At 70.9% G+C, this 15,583-nt stretch carries 19 protein-coding genes; 8 read left to right on the top strand and 11 right to left on the bottom strand.

Annotation, left to right across the window (positions count from 1 at the left end):
- Positions 1–150 precede the first annotated feature (150 nt).
- From KF837_04565 to KF837_04555, 3 genes are all read right to left on the bottom strand, one after another.
- Positions 151–597: an ATP-binding protein gene (locus KF837_04565; protein ID MBX3226558.1), complete on the bottom strand. Its 447-nt coding sequence runs from the start codon at positions 595–597 to the stop codon at positions 151–153.
- 752 nt (positions 598–1,349) lie between these two features.
- Positions 1,350–1,796, bottom strand: coding sequence for a hypothetical protein (locus KF837_04560; protein ID MBX3226557.1), 447 nt, complete (start codon positions 1,794–1,796; stop codon positions 1,350–1,352).
- Positions 1,797–1,820: 24 nt separating this feature from the next.
- Positions 1,821–2,738 (bottom strand): AraC family transcriptional regulator, encoded by a 918-nt coding sequence (locus KF837_04555; GenBank protein ID MBX3226556.1) that lies wholly within the window; start codon positions 2,736–2,738, stop codon positions 1,821–1,823.
- A 26-nt stretch (positions 2,739–2,764) separates the two neighbouring features.
- Between KF837_04555 and KF837_04550 the strand changes: the two genes are divergently transcribed.
- Positions 2,765–3,136, top strand: a complete 372-nt coding sequence (locus KF837_04550) for a VOC family protein (GenBank protein MBX3226555.1) — start codon at positions 2,765–2,767, stop codon at positions 3,134–3,136.
- Between the two features lie 57 nt (positions 3,137–3,193).
- On the opposite strand, the gene KF837_04545 is transcribed toward KF837_04550, so the two are convergent.
- Entirely contained in the window at positions 3,194–3,838 is a 645-nt protein-coding gene (locus KF837_04545; GenBank protein MBX3226554.1) for a GNAT family N-acetyltransferase, read from the bottom strand.
- Between KF837_04545 and KF837_04540 the strand changes: the two genes are divergently transcribed.
- A complete protein-coding gene (locus KF837_04540; protein ID MBX3226553.1) occupies positions 3,819–4,109 on the top strand; it encodes a hypothetical protein in 291 nt (96 codons plus the stop codon). The two genes, KF837_04545 and KF837_04540, sit on opposite strands and share 20 nt — an antisense overlap.
- Before the next feature lie 183 nt (positions 4,110–4,292).
- On the opposite strand, the gene KF837_04535 is transcribed toward KF837_04540, so the two are convergent.
- Positions 4,293–4,562: a hypothetical protein gene (locus tag KF837_04535; GenBank protein MBX3226552.1), complete on the bottom strand. Its 270-nt coding sequence runs from the start codon at positions 4,560–4,562 to the stop codon at positions 4,293–4,295.
- A 114-nt stretch (positions 4,563–4,676) separates the two neighbouring features.
- On the opposite strand from KF837_04535, the gene KF837_04530 reads away from it, so the two are divergent.
- Complete coding sequence (locus KF837_04530; protein MBX3226551.1) at positions 4,677–5,786, top strand: hypothetical protein; 1,110 nt, start codon at positions 4,677–4,679, stop codon at positions 5,784–5,786.
- A 23-nt stretch (positions 5,787–5,809) separates the two neighbouring features.
- Complete coding sequence (locus KF837_04525; GenBank protein ID MBX3226550.1) at positions 5,810–7,252, top strand: hypothetical protein; 1,443 nt, start codon at positions 5,810–5,812, stop codon at positions 7,250–7,252.
- A gap of 17 nt (positions 7,253–7,269) precedes the next feature.
- Here the strand turns inward: KF837_04525 and KF837_04520 are convergent, their stop codons facing one another.
- The 3 genes from KF837_04520 to KF837_04510 form a co-directional block, all read right to left on the bottom strand.
- Positions 7,270–8,316, bottom strand: coding sequence for an SPFH domain-containing protein (locus tag KF837_04520; GenBank protein MBX3226549.1), 1,047 nt, complete (start codon positions 8,314–8,316; stop codon positions 7,270–7,272).
- A 113-nt stretch (positions 8,317–8,429) separates the two neighbouring features.
- Entirely contained in the window at positions 8,430–8,885 is a 456-nt protein-coding gene (locus KF837_04515) for a hypothetical protein (GenBank protein MBX3226548.1), read from the bottom strand.
- 51 nt (positions 8,886–8,936) lie between these two features.
- On the bottom strand, positions 8,937–9,230 hold the full coding sequence (locus KF837_04510; protein MBX3226547.1) for a hypothetical protein: 294 nt from the start codon (positions 9,228–9,230) through the stop codon (positions 8,937–8,939).
- Between the two features lie 108 nt (positions 9,231–9,338).
- On the opposite strand from KF837_04510, the gene KF837_04505 reads away from it, so the two are divergent.
- Genes KF837_04505 through KF837_04495 form a run of 3 tightly spaced genes read left to right on the top strand, consistent with a single transcriptional unit; the run spans position 9,339 to position 12,466 of the window.
- Positions 9,339–9,713, top strand: a complete 375-nt coding sequence (locus KF837_04505) for a hypothetical protein (protein ID MBX3226546.1) — start codon at positions 9,339–9,341, stop codon at positions 9,711–9,713.
- Positions 9,714–9,761: 48 nt separating this feature from the next.
- On the top strand, positions 9,762–11,045 hold the full coding sequence (locus KF837_04500; protein ID MBX3226545.1) for a hypothetical protein: 1,284 nt from the start codon (positions 9,762–9,764) through the stop codon (positions 11,043–11,045).
- A 53-nt stretch (positions 11,046–11,098) separates the two neighbouring features.
- Complete coding sequence (locus KF837_04495; GenBank protein MBX3226544.1) at positions 11,099–12,466, top strand: FAD-containing oxidoreductase; 1,368 nt, start codon at positions 11,099–11,101, stop codon at positions 12,464–12,466.
- Positions 12,467–12,471: 5 nt separating this feature from the next.
- On the opposite strand, the gene KF837_04490 is transcribed toward KF837_04495, so the two are convergent.
- Positions 12,472–12,843, bottom strand: a complete 372-nt coding sequence (locus tag KF837_04490) for a hypothetical protein (protein MBX3226543.1) — start codon at positions 12,841–12,843, stop codon at positions 12,472–12,474.
- Between the two features lie 49 nt (positions 12,844–12,892).
- Entirely contained in the window at positions 12,893–13,972 is a 1,080-nt protein-coding gene (locus KF837_04485; GenBank protein ID MBX3226542.1) for a DUF2330 domain-containing protein, read from the bottom strand.
- Positions 13,973–14,016: 44 nt separating this feature from the next.
- On the opposite strand from KF837_04485, the gene KF837_04480 reads away from it, so the two are divergent.
- Positions 14,017–14,763, top strand: a complete 747-nt coding sequence (locus KF837_04480) for a glutathione S-transferase N-terminal domain-containing protein (protein ID MBX3226541.1) — start codon at positions 14,017–14,019, stop codon at positions 14,761–14,763.
- Here KF837_04480 and KF837_04475 read toward each other — a convergent pair.
- On the bottom strand, positions 14,732–15,439 hold the full coding sequence (locus KF837_04475; protein ID MBX3226540.1) for a M23 family metallopeptidase: 708 nt from the start codon (positions 15,437–15,439) through the stop codon (positions 14,732–14,734). The two genes, KF837_04480 and KF837_04475, sit on opposite strands and share 32 nt — an antisense overlap.
- Positions 15,440–15,583 lie beyond the last annotated feature (144 nt).

Genomic DNA, 15,583 nt, shown 5'->3' with positions numbered 1-15,583 from the left:
GCGGGGCCGCGTTCCGTGTGCAAATCCGAACGGTCCACGGGCGGGATCCGCGGTTCCGGAAAGGTCGTCCCGAGAGATTTTCGCAGGGTCATGGGGCCACCGCCCCCGTCGGGGCAGCCGCGGTTGTCGCGGCGCCCGACGAGGGAGCGATCAGCGACGACGACGAGAGCGCGCGCGAGGATGGAGCTTCTGCTTCATCGCCGGCGTATCGGGCACGGTCGCCGCCGCGTCGATCGTCGGCTTGAGGCGAGCGCGATAGGACTCGCCTTCGATGACGAAGTCGTACGCCGTGTTCTTGAAGCGGTCGACGGCGCTCTGCGCGAGTAGGACGTCGTCGAACATCGCGAGCCACTCGGCGGTGTCTCGATTCGAGGTGATGATCATCGACGCGCGACCGGTGCGTTCGAGGAAGAGTTGATAGACGTCTTGCTCTCTTCCTTCGACATCGGCTCGAGGGCGAAGTCGTCGAGGATGAGGAGATCGACCGTCGTGAGCGCGATCATCTCGGCGTCCCGCGAATTGTCGAAGCGACTCTGCCGTAGCCGGCGCAGCGTCTCGTCCGCGCGCGCAAACGTCACGTTGTACCCGTGACGACACGCGAGATGACCGAGAGCGTTCGCGACGAAGGTCTTCCCGACGCCGACGGGATCAAGGATGCAGACGTGACGATGTGTCTCGAGGAAGCGCAGACTCGCGAGCTCCGCGAGCACGCGCTTGTCGAAGCTGACCTTCGCGGTCTTGTCCCAGTGCTCGAGGCGCATCGTCGGATCGAGCCCGGCGTCGTCGGCGCGATTGTCGGCGGCCGCGTTGTCACGACGTGCGATCTCGTCGGTGAGGAGCATGAGCAAGAGATCCTCAAACCCCATCTCCTGTCTGTCGGCAAGGACGAGTCGCTCGGGCAGGCTCTTCGCGATCCGTCCGAGGCGAAGGCGCTTCAGCGCGTCGACGAGCTCGGGATTGAGAGAGGCGATCGTGCTCATCCCTTCACCTCCTTCTTGCTCGAACCACGCGTTTCGAAGTGCTCAACCGGTCGAACGAAGCGAGGCAGCGGAAGCTGCACGACACGTCCACCAGCGTCGGGGCGCACCGGCTTCGAAGCGGCCTTCAACATCTTCGCGACACGGCTCACGCTGATGACATCGAAGGCGAGCGCGCTCTGGCAAACCGCCTCGACGCGACCGTCACCGTACTTCTCGCAGAGCGCGATGAGCGCATACGCCTGACGCATCTTGTTCCAGGGCAACGGACCGAAGCTGATCGCGAAGTACCTCGCGCGACGCTAGCCTTCGACGAGCGATGACACGAAAAGACGAAGATCGCACGACCCGTCCTGCCCCGAGTAGCCGCGATCACTGCACGATGATGCAGTAGTTCCCGGCGAGGTCGGGGTTGGCGCTGTTCGAGACGAGCGTGCAGATGGAGCCGGACGCGCAGTCGTCCTCGCCGCTCGCCGCGATCCGGCACGACCGCATGCACGTCGGGCTCCGGCCGATCAGCTGCACGCACTCGGCGCCGTCCTCGCAGACCTCGTCGATCGTGCAGGCGCTCCCGACCGGCGTCGCCTTCGACCTCGTCCACTGCCGATACCCGAGCAGGCCGCCGAACGTGACGACGACGAGCACCGCTCCGGCGACGACGACGCGACGCGCGGCGCCGTCGTGAACGGCGGGCGCCGGCGCGACGTCGCGACGGCAGAGCGTGCAGCCCGCGTGCACGGACGGATCGAAGTGAAGCCCGTGCTTCTCGCAGAGCGAGAGCCTCTTCTCGTTCGGCGGCTCCTCGCGGTCACCCTCCATCCGGACGCGCGATCGTACCGCACCTCATCCCCCTCCGCGGGACGGCGTCACCGCGAGCTGGACGCGCAGCTCGAAGTGCTCGGTGCCGTGCGCGAACGGCTCGCCGACCCAAGCCTCGAAGCCGGGTTGATGGTCGGGCACGAAGCCGCTCCGCGGGAGCCACGTCGCGTAGAGCCACTCCAGCGCGCGAACCTCCAGGTCGATCGAGCCGGCGACGTCGATCTCGGCGACCTTCATCGGAGGGAAGCTCGCCTCGCTCACCTCGCCGTCGAGCGCGACGTCGTCCGCGATCTCGACCCCGACGTCGTAGCGACAGCGATCGAGCGGGACGATCTCCGGATCCTCCCACTGGTACCCGAGCCACTGCCCTCCCGCGAGCCCGCGCGCGCGCGCCCAGGTCAACATCTGCTCCGTCGCCGCGGCGACGCCGTTCCCTTCGTAGGGGCGAAACACGCGCCGGTAGGCGACGCGGCGCGCGGGCAAGTCGCGCAGACGCACCTTGAAGCGATCGGGGCTCGCTCCTTCAGGCAGCCGCGCGACGCGATGCCCCTCGGGGAGCGTGCCGAGGAGCTCGTCGCGACGTTCGCGCCGGAGCGCGTCGAGGTCGAAGGCGCGCGGCGACACGCCGAAGCGCTTCCGAAAGCTGCGCGAGAAGTCGGAGCTCGAGCCGAACCCGCACGCGAGCGCGATCTCGGTCAGCGACCCCTCGCCGTGGGCGACGAGGTGGAGCGCGCGCTCGAGCCGCACGCGCTTGACGAAGTCATGGAGCGTCTCGCCGACCACCGCCCGGAAGACGCGGTGGAAATGGTACGGGGAGAAGCAGGCGACCTTCGCGACCTCCTCGAGCTTGAGCGGCTCCGCGAGGTTGCGGGTGACGTGATCGATCGCGCGGTTGACGCGGTCGACGTAGTCGCGATTCGCAAGATCTGGCAAGTCGGCCATCCCGTTTCCATCGTAGGGTGCGCCCCATGATGCTCGGAACGTTTTCGGTCAGCCTCTCGGTCAAGGACATCGAGGCGTCTCGCGCCTTCTACGAGAAGCTCGGCTTCTCGCCCTTCGCCGGCGACGCGAAGCAGAACTGGCTCGTGCTCCGGAACGGGAGCGCGGTGATCGGCCTCTTCCAGGGGATGTTCGAGCGCAACACGCTCACGTTCAACCCGGGCTGGGACGACCAGTGCAACGAGCTCGCGTCGTTCACCGACGTACGCGAGCTGCAACGCCGGCTGAAGAGCGCCGGCATCGAGCCGGCGACGTCCGCCGACGAGTCGACCAAGGGCCCCGCGAGCTTCCTCGTCATCGATCCCGACGGCAACCCGATCCTCGTCGATCAGCACGTGTAGCCGCGTATCGACGCGCGGCGGCGCTACCGTCGGTCCCGCACGAGAGCACGGCATGCTTCAGGCTCCGGATGGGGTGGTCGACGCTCGGAGCTCGACGACGATCGTGCTCTCCGGGCCGTCGCGCGACACGGTCATGGGACCCGCCTTCGCGAGGAGGCGATGGATCGCGACGTTGCTCGCGAAGGCGTGGGCGACGAAGCTCCGGACGCGGAGATCGCCGGCGAGATCGGTGAGGGCCTCGAGCAGGTGCGTGCCGAGGCCTCGTTGCTGCCAGTCGTCGGCGACGGTGACGGCGACCTCCGCGATCGACCAGTCTCCCGGGATGCGGATGAAGCGCGCGACGCCGACGATGCGCTGCTCGTCCGTGAACGCGGCGAGCGCGACGTGGTCGCGGAGGTCGACGCGGCAGAGGTGGCGCCACATCCCGGCGTCCAGATCGGAGACCTGGCCGAGGAAGCGCTGGTAGCGCGACCACGGCGAGAGCGCGTGGAACGCGGCGCGGAGCGCGGGCTCGTCCGACGCGCGGAGCGGGCGGACGCGCACGCCGGCGCCATCCGCCAGCCGCACGACGATCGGCGCGCCGTGGAGGCGCGGGCTCGGTCCGAGCGCGAGGAAGGAGAGGTCGTTCCCGTCGTTCGCGTCGTGGCGCTCGCGCCGCGATCCGGCGCGCGGTCGATGGGTCTTGCGTGCTCTACGTATCATCGCCGATCAGGTCCTCGAAGATCAGGAGACGAACCGCGCCGACGACGAGCGCGGCGACACCGGCGACGGATCGAACGAGCGGCACCGCCGCGACCAGCCGGAGCGGCCTCATCGCGCCCTTCGAACGCGCACGACGTCGAAGCGCGCCACGATCTCGAGCCGCGTCGTCCCGAGCTGGAAGGACAGCTCGATCGTGGGCCGCCTGCTCGGGGACAGGAAGGAGGTGGCGATCTGGACGTGGATGCTCATGAGGACCTCGAACGAAAAATGACGCGAGCCCGCCGGCAGTCGGTGCCGGCGGGCTCGGACGCAGCCGATCGCGCATCAACGCGCCGCGATCGGAGGACCCGCTCCCGCCGGACGACAGCGACACGCGCGCGTTGCGCCGAGCGTGACCGAGGGGAGCGCCATGTCCTTCATGCGAGACTAGTATCTATTATAACAGACAAGGCTGTCAAGCGCTCGCGCGCGCGTCCAGGTACGCCGTCGCGATGGCCGCGCGCACGCGCGATACGCCCGGGCCCATCGCCGACCGGAGCGGGATGTCGCGGCGCCGCGCGACGAGCCGCACCTTCGTGGCGGCCGCGTGCGAGACCGTCCCCACGACGAGGACCAACCCGTCGGCCGTGGCGGCGCGCTCCTCCAGCGACGGACAGTCCACCGACGCGATGTCGATGACGATCCCGGCCGGCGCGTCGCGGTAGTAGGGCTCGAGCCGCGTCATTCCCCCCACGACGAGGATCCGAAGCTCTCTCATCATAATAATAGATATACGTTCATTATAACAGATACGCAAGCGGGCGGAGCGCGCTCCGGGCGGTGGTACACTTTGGATCGAATGCGTCGCGCAGCCGGGGGGCTCGCTTTGCTCTCGTTCGTTGCGCTGTTCGCGTGCGGTCTCGACGTCGTGGGCACGGGCCCCGCGCTCGACGGCGGGCCGACACCGACACCGACGCCGGAGGACGCCGGCGCGACGCTGCCCGAACCGGGCGTCCCGGATGCCGCCGGCGGGGGCGACGCGACGATCGACCCGCCGGTCTCGGAGTGCGGCGACGTCCTTACGTCGGAGAACGACTGCGGCGCGTGCGGGCACTCGTGCGGCGGCCGCGGGTGTACGGGCGGTCTGTGCAACCGAGAGCCGGTCGCCGCGCTGACGGAGCCGCGCGCGATCGCGGTCGGGAGCGACGTCTTCATCGCGAACCCGGGCGTCGTCCAGCGCTTCAGCCTCGCCGGCGTGCGCGGCTCCGACATGCCGAGCTCCTCGAGCAACGGAAGTGCGCTGACGCTCACGGCGTCACGGCTCGTCGTGGGCACGAACGACACGCTCGCCTACTACTCGCTGGGCGGCGGCTCGGGCGACTCGGCGACGACGGAGCGCATACGCGACGTCGTCGCGAGCTCGACCCAGCTCTTCTACAGCCGCGACCCGGGCGAGGTCCGTCGCAACAACCACAACCTCACGTCCGCGAGCACGATCTCGACGGCGAACAGCGACCCCTTCGGCCTCGCGCTGGACGACAACAACCTGTACTGGGTCGATCGCACCGCGCGGACGATCGTGAAGGCTCCCCTCGGCGGCGGCGGCGGCCCCGCGGCGATCGTGAACGGCCAGGACGGCCTCCACTCGATCGCGACGGACGCCACGTCGCTCTACTGGACGACGGCGACCGAAATTCGGAGGTCCGACAAGAACGGCGGAGGCGCCACCACCCTGGTGACGGAGCGGCGGCGACCGCGCTCGCTCGTCCACGATCAGGGCTTCCTCTACTGGATCGACGGCGACAGCGGCCGCCTCGAGCGCGCGCCGACGACCGGGGGGACGCCGCTCGTGCTCGCGCAGGACGCGGCGCTCCCCGCCAACGTGTCGGCGCGCCTCGTCGCCGTCACGGCGACGCACGTGTACTGGGCCTCGCCGAGCGACGGTCGCGTGTCCCGTCTTCCGAAGTAGCGCCGGCCGGGTACGCTGCGTCCATGTGGCGGCGCTCGCTCGGGCTCGTGATCGTCATCGCCGGCTGTCACGAGTCACCGCCGCCCGCGGTTCCGCCCCTGACGACGGCGATCGCGCCGCCCGCTCCGCCGCCCGCGCCGGCGACCGGGGTCCGCGGCGAGGTCCTCGCGCCCGCCGGCTCGAGCGCGAAGGGCCGCCTCGTGCTCACGTGGCGCACGCAGGACGAGGAGCGCGAATTCGCGAGCGGCGACCTCACGCTCGCGACCATCCGGCGCATGATCGATCGGATGACGGTGAGCGCCGCGGACGTGGACCTCGCCAAGACGCCGCGCGTCGCGTACGAGCTGCCGCGCGCGCCGGCCGACGCGGTCGCGGTCGCGATCCTCGACGTGGGGCACACGTTCTGGGCGACGTTCCAGGGCGGCGGCAAGGGCCTGGTCGCGAGCAGCGCGGCCGGCGGCGGCCCGCTCACGCTCGCGCCCAACCCCGCCGCCCCGTCCCCGCCGAAGGAGCGCTGCGCCGGCGAGCGCTACAAGCTGCTCCTCGTCGAGGACGCGCAGCTCGGCAAGCGGCGCTTCTGCGCGTACCTCCCGGCGTCATGGAAGGCAGACGCGAAGCGGCGTTATCCCGTCATCCTGCTCCTGCCCGGCTTCGGATCGACCGACATGTCCTATCTCGCCGGCCGGCGCCACGCGGGAGAGCGCTTCGACGCGATCGCGACGGAGATGGGGCGCGAGGCCGTCCTCGTCGGCGTCGACACGTCGGTCCCCCTCGGCTCCACGTACTTCGAAGACACCGCGCCGATGGGCGCGTGGGACACCTTCTTCGTCAAGAAGGCGCTCCCCACCCTCGAGCGCGAGCTCCCCATCCTCCCTCGCCGGACCGCGCGCGCGCTGATGGGTCAATCGACGGGCGGCTACAACGCACTATCGCTCGGAATGCGCCATTCGGATCTCTTCTCCGCGATCGGCGCCTCCTCCCCCGACGCGCCCGACGTCGAGAAGTGGCTCCTCGCGCCCGGCACCCGCCGCGCGCACGATTGGCTTCGCAACTGGGCCCATATCGAAGGCACGGTCGGCGGCGCGGGCCAGTTCACGAGCTGGGCCGCGAGCTGGTCGCCCGACGGCGCCGCGCCGCGCGGCTTTCGTTATCCGATCGATCTCGATACCGGATTGGCGGACGAGGAGGTGCTCGCGCAGTGGGTCGCGAAGACCCCGCACGGCCTCGTCCGCGATCCCAAGCTCGTCGAACGCGTAAAAAAGGATCTCTCCGGTCGAATCATGATCATCGTCGGCCGAAGAGACGATTTCGAGCTCTTCGCGCCGGCGGAGAGCTTCGCGCAGGAGCTCGACGCGCTCGGCGTCGCGACGCGCTTCGAGGCGACCGAGCACGGTCACTCCCATCACCTCGAGCGCTTCGAGCCGACCTTCCGCTTCCTCCTCGAGCGCCTCGACCGCGCGCAGTGACGCCGCGAGCGCGGCCGCTACTTCTTCGCGTGCTGAACCGCCGCGAGGACGTGATCGATCCCGGCCGAGACGAAGGCGAACGGATCCGTGTTCGTCGAGGTGACGTTGACGCGGTCGAAGGTGCCGCGGAAGGCGCGCGCGAGCTCCGGCATCGTTTCGGTGAGCATGATCTCGCGGAGGCGCGCCTCGCTGAGGTCGCAGTGCGCCTTGCGATGCATCTCGAGGATGGCGGCCTCCGCCTCCGCCGCCTCACGCTTCGCCGCGAGCTCGACGAGCGCTCGCTCGCGGTCGGCCTCCGCCTTGACGCGCGCGCGGGCGAGGTCGGCCTCGAGGCGCCGTGCCGCGAGCGCGTCCTCGTGCGCGCGCCGCTCCTCCTCGCGCCGCCGCTCCGCCGCCATGCGCGCCTCCTCGACCGCCATGAGCTCGCGGCGCGCGGTCTCCTCCGAGCTTCGCCGCTCGCGCTCGAGCTTCGTGCGCTCCTCGGTGACGTGGTTCTCGGCGACGAGCGCGTCGAGGGCGAGCCGCTCGCGGAACGGCGCCTGGAGCCGCTGGAAGACCTCCTCCGAGAGGACGCGCACGTCCTGGATCTCGATCGTGTCGAGGACGACTCCCCACCCCGTCGCGCTCGTGTCGTCGCTCGCGCCTTCCCCCGCGAGGATGGGACGGATCTCCTCCATCAGCGCGCTCGCGATGTGGTCCTTGCGATGACGGATGCACTCGTCGAGCGTCAGGCTCGCGACGATGCGGCGCGTCGCGCCGACGAACATCTCGCTCAGGATCTCGGTGAGCGAGGAGCGATCGAGGTCGATCATCCGATACGCGAGGAGCGGCTCCGCGATGCGATACACCGCGAGCCCGCGCACCTCGACCCCGACCTTCTCGACCGTCACCTGATCGGCCGCGAACCCGAGCTTCGCGATCGCCGTCGGCACGATCGCGACGCTGTCGGACGGCCACTTGAAGCAGGAGAGCCCCTGCCCCGCGCGCAGCACCTTGCCGTCACGCATCTGGATCAGGAACTCGTTCGCCTGCGCCGTCACTCGGCCCCACCGCGGAATCTCCATGGTCGCCCCTCCTGCACGCGCAGTGCCGCCGCGTCGTCCCCGAAAAACCTAGGGTCGACGCTCGGCAGCGACGACCCCGGTGCACCAAATTGGTGCAGGCGCTCGAGCCTCGATCAGGCCGAGCCGCGTGGCCCGACGCGCGCGCTCTCGATCTTCATTCCCCCGAGATCGTGATTCGGATCGCGCGCCTGCTCGGGGAGAGAGAAGCGGATGTAGTGGGTCCGCGGATTGGAGATCGTCCCGAAGCTCGCCACGCCGCGGTGCTGGTCATCGAAGTAGATGATGACCGCCATCGGACCGATGGCGTGGCCGAGCGCGCCGTGCCACAAGGAAAACCGCGGGAGGTGAAGGAGCTTCCCCTGCCCCTCCGGGATCTTGACGTCGTACGAGGTCGCGATGCCGCGCACGAGCTGCTGGAGCGGCTTGTGCTCGGCCTGAACCCCCTCGTCGAGGAACGGCGGGAACGGGACGAGCTGATCGTGAAAGTACTTCGCGACGTCGGCGAGCTCACGCGCCTCCGCCACGAGCCGACCGAGCTTCGCGATACGTGTCTCGAGGTCACTCCCCACGGTGCGACGTAGGCTACCACGTGCCCCGCACGACTCCAGCCCTCGCGCGGCTCACGCGCGGCTCACGCGGCGGCGGGCACTGAGGCGCTCGCGCGTCCAGCGGGCGCAGTCGATCGCGAGCTCTTCGCACGAGAGGCAGTCCGCGTGCTCGCGGCACCGCTCGCGGACGACGCGCGTGGTCGACGCGACGGTGATCGTGATGTTGGGGCACGCGACGGACTCCACGACGGGGCGACCCGCGTGAAACGCGATGACCCGCCCGACGCCCGGCAGCAGCGCGCAGCCGGGCACCAGCACGTGATCGCCGAGGTCCGGCGTGTACGAGACGGCGCTGCTCCTGCTCATGGCGGCGGCCAACATGGGTCGCGCTCCGCTCACGTCAAGACCGACGCGACCGCGCGGACCGCGCGCGCGACGCAGCACTTCGAAGGCGCGTCGTGGTATCCCGGGAGCATGCGCCGCTCGAGTTGGGGTTCCTTCGCTGTCGCTCTCGCCGTCGCGAGCTGCGAGGGCGACTGCGCGCGCGAGCGCACGCCGGCGGCGATCGACGCGGAGGTCAAGGAGGCGGAGGCGCCCGAGGCTCCCGAGGCGGCGGCGCCCGTCGTCGACGCGGGCGACGAGCGAGACGCGTCCACGGTGGAGGCGCTCGACGCCTCGGTCCAGCCCGCCGTCCAGCCCGCGGGCGCGGGCGATGGAGGAAGGAAGACCCCGTGCCCGAAGGTCTCGCCGCCGTCGAAGGGACGGGTCGACGCCTGCGCCGCGCAGGGCGGGACGCTCCGCGGCGTCGAGACCGACGGCTGCATTCGTGGCTACGACTGCGTGAAGTAGGGGGAGCCGGCGCTGGCCATTCCGGCGGCGTGTGCTACCGCGTCGGCGATGCGTTCCCTGCGCTGGGCGCCGTGCCTCGTCCTTGGTGGACTTCTCGCGTGTGGCGAGAACGGCGAATCCTCGCCGGAGGGGACGTCGCTGAGCGCGTCTCGCTCCGGCGCGCCGAAGGTCGAGCTCCAGATCGTCTTCGTTCACGGCGTCACCCAGGCCGACGCGGGCCGGCGCGTGGCGCACGAGCAGCTCGTCGATCTGGAGCGCGGCGTCGTCGAGCGCATCGCGGCGCGCGGCGACGAGCGGGTCGCCGTCTCGACGGCGCGCGTGAACATTTACACCGACGCGAGCGGCGAGCTCGTCTCGCCGCGGTTCGACGACCTCAAGGACGGGACCGGCCTCCCCACCGCCAACGCGTGGCGCGCGCAGCTGATCGCGAAGACGAACGCCGTCTTCCCGACCGGGAGGAACATCGTCTTCGTCGGTCACTCCACCGGCGGCCGCGTCGTGGCGGAGGTCGGCGCCTCGCCGGAGATGCGCGATCGCGTCGCCGGCGTCGTGACGGTGCACGGCATGATCGACGCGCTCCAGAGCCCCAAGTACGACGTCATCGGTCCGACGAGCTACGTCACGGGCTGCAAGCTGTTCAAGAGCGACGGGTGGTGCGAGTACTCGGGGCTCGTCTCCGGCGTGCCCGCGCTCGACTGGCTCGCGCGCGAGCGGCACGTGCTCTCGCTCGTCAGCGCGTCGTCCTGCATCCCCGGCTTCTGGGAAGGAGCGAACGATCAGGCGCTCCCGCTCCAGGCGCAGTCGAGCCCCTGGTCGCCGGGGCTCACGCTGACGCCCGCGCTCGGCAAGACCTACGCTCCCGCGCACGGCACGTTCTACGGCGAGTTCTGCCACCCCGACGTCGTCGACCGCGGCTCGGCCAAACACGTCGCCGCCGTCACCGCCGCGAGCAGCGCGATCGTCGAGTGGCTCTTCGACGCCGCGCCGCGCGTGGTCGCGAGCGCGGAGGCGAGCCCCGACGATCCGTACGAGATCGCGCCGCTCGCGGCGGGCGTGCTCTCGGCGCCGCTCGCCGTCGCCGGCGCTTGTCCCGAAGGTCGCCACGCGATGGGCAAGGTCGACGTCGCGGGGCTGTGCCGCCACCCCGGCTTCGCGAACGGCAACGATCATCCGTTCGACGCATCGAACCCGATCGCCCTCGACCTCGGCGCGCAGTGCGACGCGACCTTGCGCGTCGCCCACGGTCACGCGGGCAAGCGGCACGCGATGCGCGTCTGGACCAAGTCGTACTCGCTGCCGGAGGGCGGCGGCCTCGTCTCGACGCTGCGCTGAGCCACGGCGAGCTCGCGCCCACGTTCCACCGCCCGTGTGCTACGGCGCGGGAGATGAAACGCTTCGACTCGATCGTGATCGGCGCCGGCCAGGCGGGGCCGTCGCTCGCGGTGCGCCTCGCGGAGGCTGGGCAGACCGTCGCCATCGTGGAGCGGAAGCTCCTCGGGGGTACGTGCGTCAACACCGGCTGCACGCCGACGAAGACGCTCATCGCGAGCGCGAAGGCGGCGCATCAGGCGCGGAGGGCGGGCGAGTACGGCGTCGATCTCTCCGGTCCGATCGGGTTCGACGTGGCGCGCGCGAAGGCACGCGCGAAGGCGGTCTCGGCCACGTCGCGCGAAGGGCTCGCGGCGTGGCTCCGCGGCACCGCGCGCCTCACGGTGCGAGAGGGGCACGCGCGCTTCGAGTCGCCGACGACGATCGCGGTCGGCGGCGACGTGCTGAGCGCGGAGCGCATCTTCGTCAACGTGGGCGCGCGCGCGCGTATCCCCTCGCTCCGCGGCGTCGCGGACGTCCCTTACCTCACGCACTCCTCGCTCCTCGAGCTCGAGACGCTGCCGCGGCACCTCGTGGTCGTCGGCGGCGGCCCGCTCGGGCTCGAGTTCGCGCAGATGTATCGCCGGTTCGGGAGCGAGGTCACGATCGTCGAGGCCGGCGCGCGCTTGCTCGCGCGCGAGGACGAGGACGTGTCCGCCGCGGTGACGAGCATCCTGGAGGCGGAGGGCATTCACGTCCGCACCGGCGTGGAGTGCCTCGCGCTCGAGCGCGCCGGCGACGGCGACGGCGACGACGTGAAGGTGGCGCCCGGCGTGAGCGGCTCGCACGTGCTCCTCGCCACCGGCCGCCAGCCGAACACCGACGACCTCGGGCTCGAGCGCGCGGGCGTGGAGCTCGACGCGCGCGGCTACGTCGTGGTCGACGATCAGCTCCGCACGAGCACGCCCGGCATCTGGGCGCTGGGCGAGGTCAACGGCCGCGGGGCCTTCACGCACACGGCGTACAACGACTACGAGATCGTCGCCGCGAACCTGCTCGACGGCGAGCCGCGCAAGGTGACCGACCGCATCGACGCGTATGCGATCTACATCGATCCTCCGCTCGCCCGCGTCGGCATGAGCGAGACCGCGGCGCGCGCGAGCGGCAAGCGGTACCTCGTCGCGCATCGTCCGATGACGCGCGTGATGCGCGCGGTGGAGAAGGGTGAGCCGCAGGGCTTCATGAAGGCCGTCGTCGACGCGGAGACGCAGGAGATCGCCGGCGCCACCATCCTCGGCGTCGACGGCGACGAGGCGATCCACGGCCTCCTCTACGCGATGTACGCACGCGCCACCGCGAAGACGCTCACCCACGCCGTCGGCATCCACCCCACGGTGTCGGAGCTGCTCCCGACATTGCTCGGCGACCTACGCCCGCTCGGGTAGGCGACTCACAGTAGCGACCGCACGACGAGCCAAAGCGACCCTCCGCCGAGCGCGAAGGTGAGGCACGCGAGCGCCGCGCGGCGTGTCTTGGGATCGCGCAAGAGCGGCGCGGTCGCGAACGCGTCGGCGCCGTCGGTCGCGGCCTGGAAGAGGAACAGCCATCGGAGCGCGGCCACGTCCCCGACGAAGTGGAAGGTCAACACGCCGAGCCCGACGTCACGGATGCCGAAGTAGCGCCCCATCAGCCGCGCAGACGCGTTGTCGTGCTCTTCCGGGAAGCGAAGCAGCTTCGACGTGAGCCGCGGCGCCGCGATCGGCGCGAGCCCGATCAAGATCCGACCCACCCCCATCGCATAGACGACGACCTCGAGGTTCATACGACGAAGATAGGCGACCAGGAGGTCCCGCCGGGGCCGGGAACTTCGTTCAAGCGCGCTGACGGCGCGCGCGGCGGACCCGGCGGACGACGAAGAAGACGATCACGCCGACGAGCGCGAGGAGATCGAGCGGGAGTGGGATCGGGCGCGCCCTCGACACGACGGTGGGCGGCGGCTTCACCGGCGACTGCTCCTTCGCGCGATCGAGCCACAGCTCGTCGACGCCGGGGCGCGGCGACGCGTCGTCCTCGAAGGCCGTGAGCCACGCGCCCGCGGGGAGCGCGACGGAGAGGTGCGGGACATGGCCGGCGTGGAGCGGACCCGACCACGTCGTCTTCCCGGGGAACACGGTCGCGCCGGCGCCGATCGTCGCCGCCGCGCGGCCCGCGCCGAAGAAGAAGACGCGGAGCGAGCGCGTGCTCGAGAGGTGGGGCGGGAGCGACTCCCGCTGATCGCGCGGCTCGCGGTACGGGAAGAAGGGGCGATCGGTCGTGAACGACATCCGCACCGCGCGCGTGCCGAGCTCGCGCGTGGAGGCGCCGGCGTCGACGTCGTCGGCGATCTTGAAGGCGGTGAGCTTCCACTTCTTCTCGACGTAGGGGACGAGCCACTCCGTCAGCGCTTGGCCCTTCGCGTAGCCGCGCTGCGTGAGCCAGTCGCCGAGCGCGCCCGCGTCGTCGGCCTCGAGCACGGTCGCGTCGTAGTCGCCGACGCGCTTGGCCTCGAGCACCCGCACCGGCGCCATCTCCGGCGCGGCGGCGCTCCGGGAGTAGAACATGAACGGGAAGAGGAGGAGCAGCGTCGGCTCCACCGCCGTGTGCTCGCGGTACTCGAGCTCGGGACGAACGGCGGACTCGAGCTCCTCGAACGCGGTCTCGTCGGCCTCGGCCAGCTCGGGGCGCGACGGCGTCGGCACGAGGAAGCCGAAGTCGCGCGCCTCCGAGCGGAACGACGCGCGGCGGATGAAGTGCTCCCTCTTCGCCGCCTCGTCCCAGACGATGATCGCGGACTCCTCCGCCACCGCGACGCGCTCACGCGCCCGCGGCGCCGGCGCGCACGCCGCCGCGATCCGCGGCCCGAGCACCACGGCCGCAACGACGGCGGCGCCCCACCCATGACGAGCCTTCATCGCTCGTCACTATAGAGCCGCCGGGTTCGAGTATCGTGGTCGCCGTGAAGATCACTCTCTACGACTTCCCCGCGAAGACCGGGCTCGACGGCTGGGACTCGTACTCCCCCTTCGTGCTGCAAGCCTCGCGCGCGCTGCGCTTCGCCGGTCTCGAGTTCGAGCACGCGTACGCGAACATGGTCCGCCTCAAGGAGCTGAACCCCGCCGGACAGCTGCCCGTCGTCGTGTTCGGCGACGAGAAGGTCGCCGACTCGACGCGCATCATGAAGCGCATCGAAGAGCTGAAGCCCGGGGTGTTCAGCAAGGACCTCGACGCGCGCGGCAAGGCCGAGGCGTGGCTGTGGGAGGAGCTCGCGGACACGCTCCTCTATCCCTTCGTCCTCGCCTCGCGCTGGGCCGACGATCGCGGCTGGCACGTGCCGCGCGACGCGTTCTTCGGCGCGCTCCCTCCCGTCGTGCGGACGATCGTGGCGAGCACGATCCGCCGCGGCACGGTGAAGAAGCTCGTCGAGCGTGACTTCCTCCGAAACGGTCTCGACGCGTGTTACGCGCGCATGGCGACCGCGCTCGACGACCTCGACGCGCGCGCGCCGAGCGAGGGCTTCTGGCTCGGCCCCAACGTCACCGCCGCGGACATCGGGCTCTTCGCGCAGCTCCATTCGCTCCGCATGCCCGTCGTCGAGCACACCGCGGCGGAGGTCGCGAAGCGGAAGGAGCTCACGCGCTACCTCGATCGCGTCGACGAGGCGACGCGCGCGGCTACTGGCAGCGATCGTTCGCGCCCGGATTGACCTGGCAGCCCGCGGCGCACGCCTCGATCTTCGTCGCGCCGGCGCCGTCGGCGTTGCAGCGGTAGAGCGCGCCGACGTCGCCCTTCACCTTCGAGGTCGGGCCGCCGCAATAGGTGCTGTTCGCGACGCAGACCGAGAGAGCGGGACCGGACCAACTCGGCTTTCGCCCGGCGGCGTAGCGGAACGGACCGAGCGGGTGATCCTCGAAGTGGAGGTGCGGGCCGGTGCTGTTGCCGGTCGAGCCGACCTTCCCGATGACCTGCCCCGCCGTCACCTTCGCGCCCACCGCGACCGAGCGCGCCGAGAGGTGGCAATACACGTACGTGCGACCGTTGTCGGCGTCGAGCCCGATCCACTGGCCGTACGCGCCGCCGTTTCCGTTCGACCAGCGGATCGTGCCGGCGCGCACCGCGACGACGTTCGTGCCCGCCGGCGCCGCGTAGTCGTCGCCGGTGTGATAGCCCGCGGCGTAGCTCGCGCGCCTCACGCCGTACGCGAACGAGACGCGGCGCCCGGGGACGGGGGACGCGACGCCGCTCGAGATCTCCGACGTCGTCTCCCCGACCGGCTCGCCGCCGTCTTCGTCGTCGTCGTCGTCGCCGATGCCGTCACCGACACAGCCGAGCGCGAGGAGCGGAACACAACCGAGAGCGAGGAGGAGATGGAGCGCCTTCATGCCGTCGCGCTACCGCAACGCACGTTCCAGGAGCGCTGCGGCCGATCGGCCGCGACGTGCGGCCGATCGGCACGCGCCGCCGCTCCCTCGCGATCGCCGCCGGCGCCGCCGATCGGCCGCAACGCGCGCTGCTGCGCGACGCCT

This window comes from Labilithrix sp., from assembly GCA_019637155.1.
Taxonomy (GTDB): Bacteria; Myxococcota_A; Polyangia; order Polyangiales; family Polyangiaceae; genus Labilithrix.
Note: the sequence above shows the minus strand (reverse complement) of the source record. Positions and strands in the feature narration are given on the sequence as shown.

Excerpts from the sequence above, each read along its gene's own strand:
- KF837_04560 (MBX3226557.1), bottom strand. The coding sequence starts at position 1,796 with ATGGAGGGTGACCGCGAGGAGCCGCCGAACGAGAAGAGGCTCTCGCTC.
- KF837_04555 (MBX3226556.1), bottom strand. The coding sequence starts at position 2,738 with ATGGCCGACTTGCCAGATCTTGCGAATCGCGACTACGTCGACCGCGTC.
- KF837_04550 (MBX3226555.1), top strand. The coding sequence starts at position 2,765 with ATGATGCTCGGAACGTTTTCGGTCAGCCTCTCGGTCAAGGACATCGAG.
- KF837_04545 (MBX3226554.1), bottom strand. The coding sequence starts at position 3,838 with ATGATACGTAGAGCACGCAAGACCCATCGACCGCGCGCCGGATCGCGG.
- KF837_04535 (MBX3226552.1), bottom strand. The coding sequence starts at position 4,562 with ATGACGCGGCTCGAGCCCTACTACCGCGACGCGCCGGCCGGGATCGTC.
- KF837_04530 (MBX3226551.1), top strand. The coding sequence starts at position 4,677 with ATGCGTCGCGCAGCCGGGGGGCTCGCTTTGCTCTCGTTCGTTGCGCTG.
- KF837_04525 (MBX3226550.1), top strand. The coding sequence starts at position 5,810 with ATGTGGCGGCGCTCGCTCGGGCTCGTGATCGTCATCGCCGGCTGTCAC.
- KF837_04520 (MBX3226549.1), bottom strand. The coding sequence starts at position 8,316 with ATGGAGATTCCGCGGTGGGGCCGAGTGACGGCGCAGGCGAACGAGTTC.
- KF837_04510 (MBX3226547.1), bottom strand. The coding sequence starts at position 9,230 with ATGAGCAGGAGCAGCGCCGTCTCGTACACGCCGGACCTCGGCGATCAC.
- KF837_04505 (MBX3226546.1), top strand. The coding sequence starts at position 9,339 with ATGCGCCGCTCGAGTTGGGGTTCCTTCGCTGTCGCTCTCGCCGTCGCG.
- KF837_04500 (MBX3226545.1), top strand. The coding sequence starts at position 9,762 with ATGCGTTCCCTGCGCTGGGCGCCGTGCCTCGTCCTTGGTGGACTTCTC.
- KF837_04495 (MBX3226544.1), top strand. The coding sequence starts at position 11,099 with ATGAAACGCTTCGACTCGATCGTGATCGGCGCCGGCCAGGCGGGGCCG.
- KF837_04490 (MBX3226543.1), bottom strand. The coding sequence starts at position 12,843 with ATGAACCTCGAGGTCGTCGTCTATGCGATGGGGGTGGGTCGGATCTTG.
- KF837_04485 (MBX3226542.1), bottom strand. The coding sequence starts at position 13,972 with ATGAAGGCTCGTCATGGGTGGGGCGCCGCCGTCGTTGCGGCCGTGGTG.
- KF837_04475 (MBX3226540.1), bottom strand. The coding sequence starts at position 15,439 with ATGAAGGCGCTCCATCTCCTCCTCGCTCTCGGTTGTGTTCCGCTCCTC.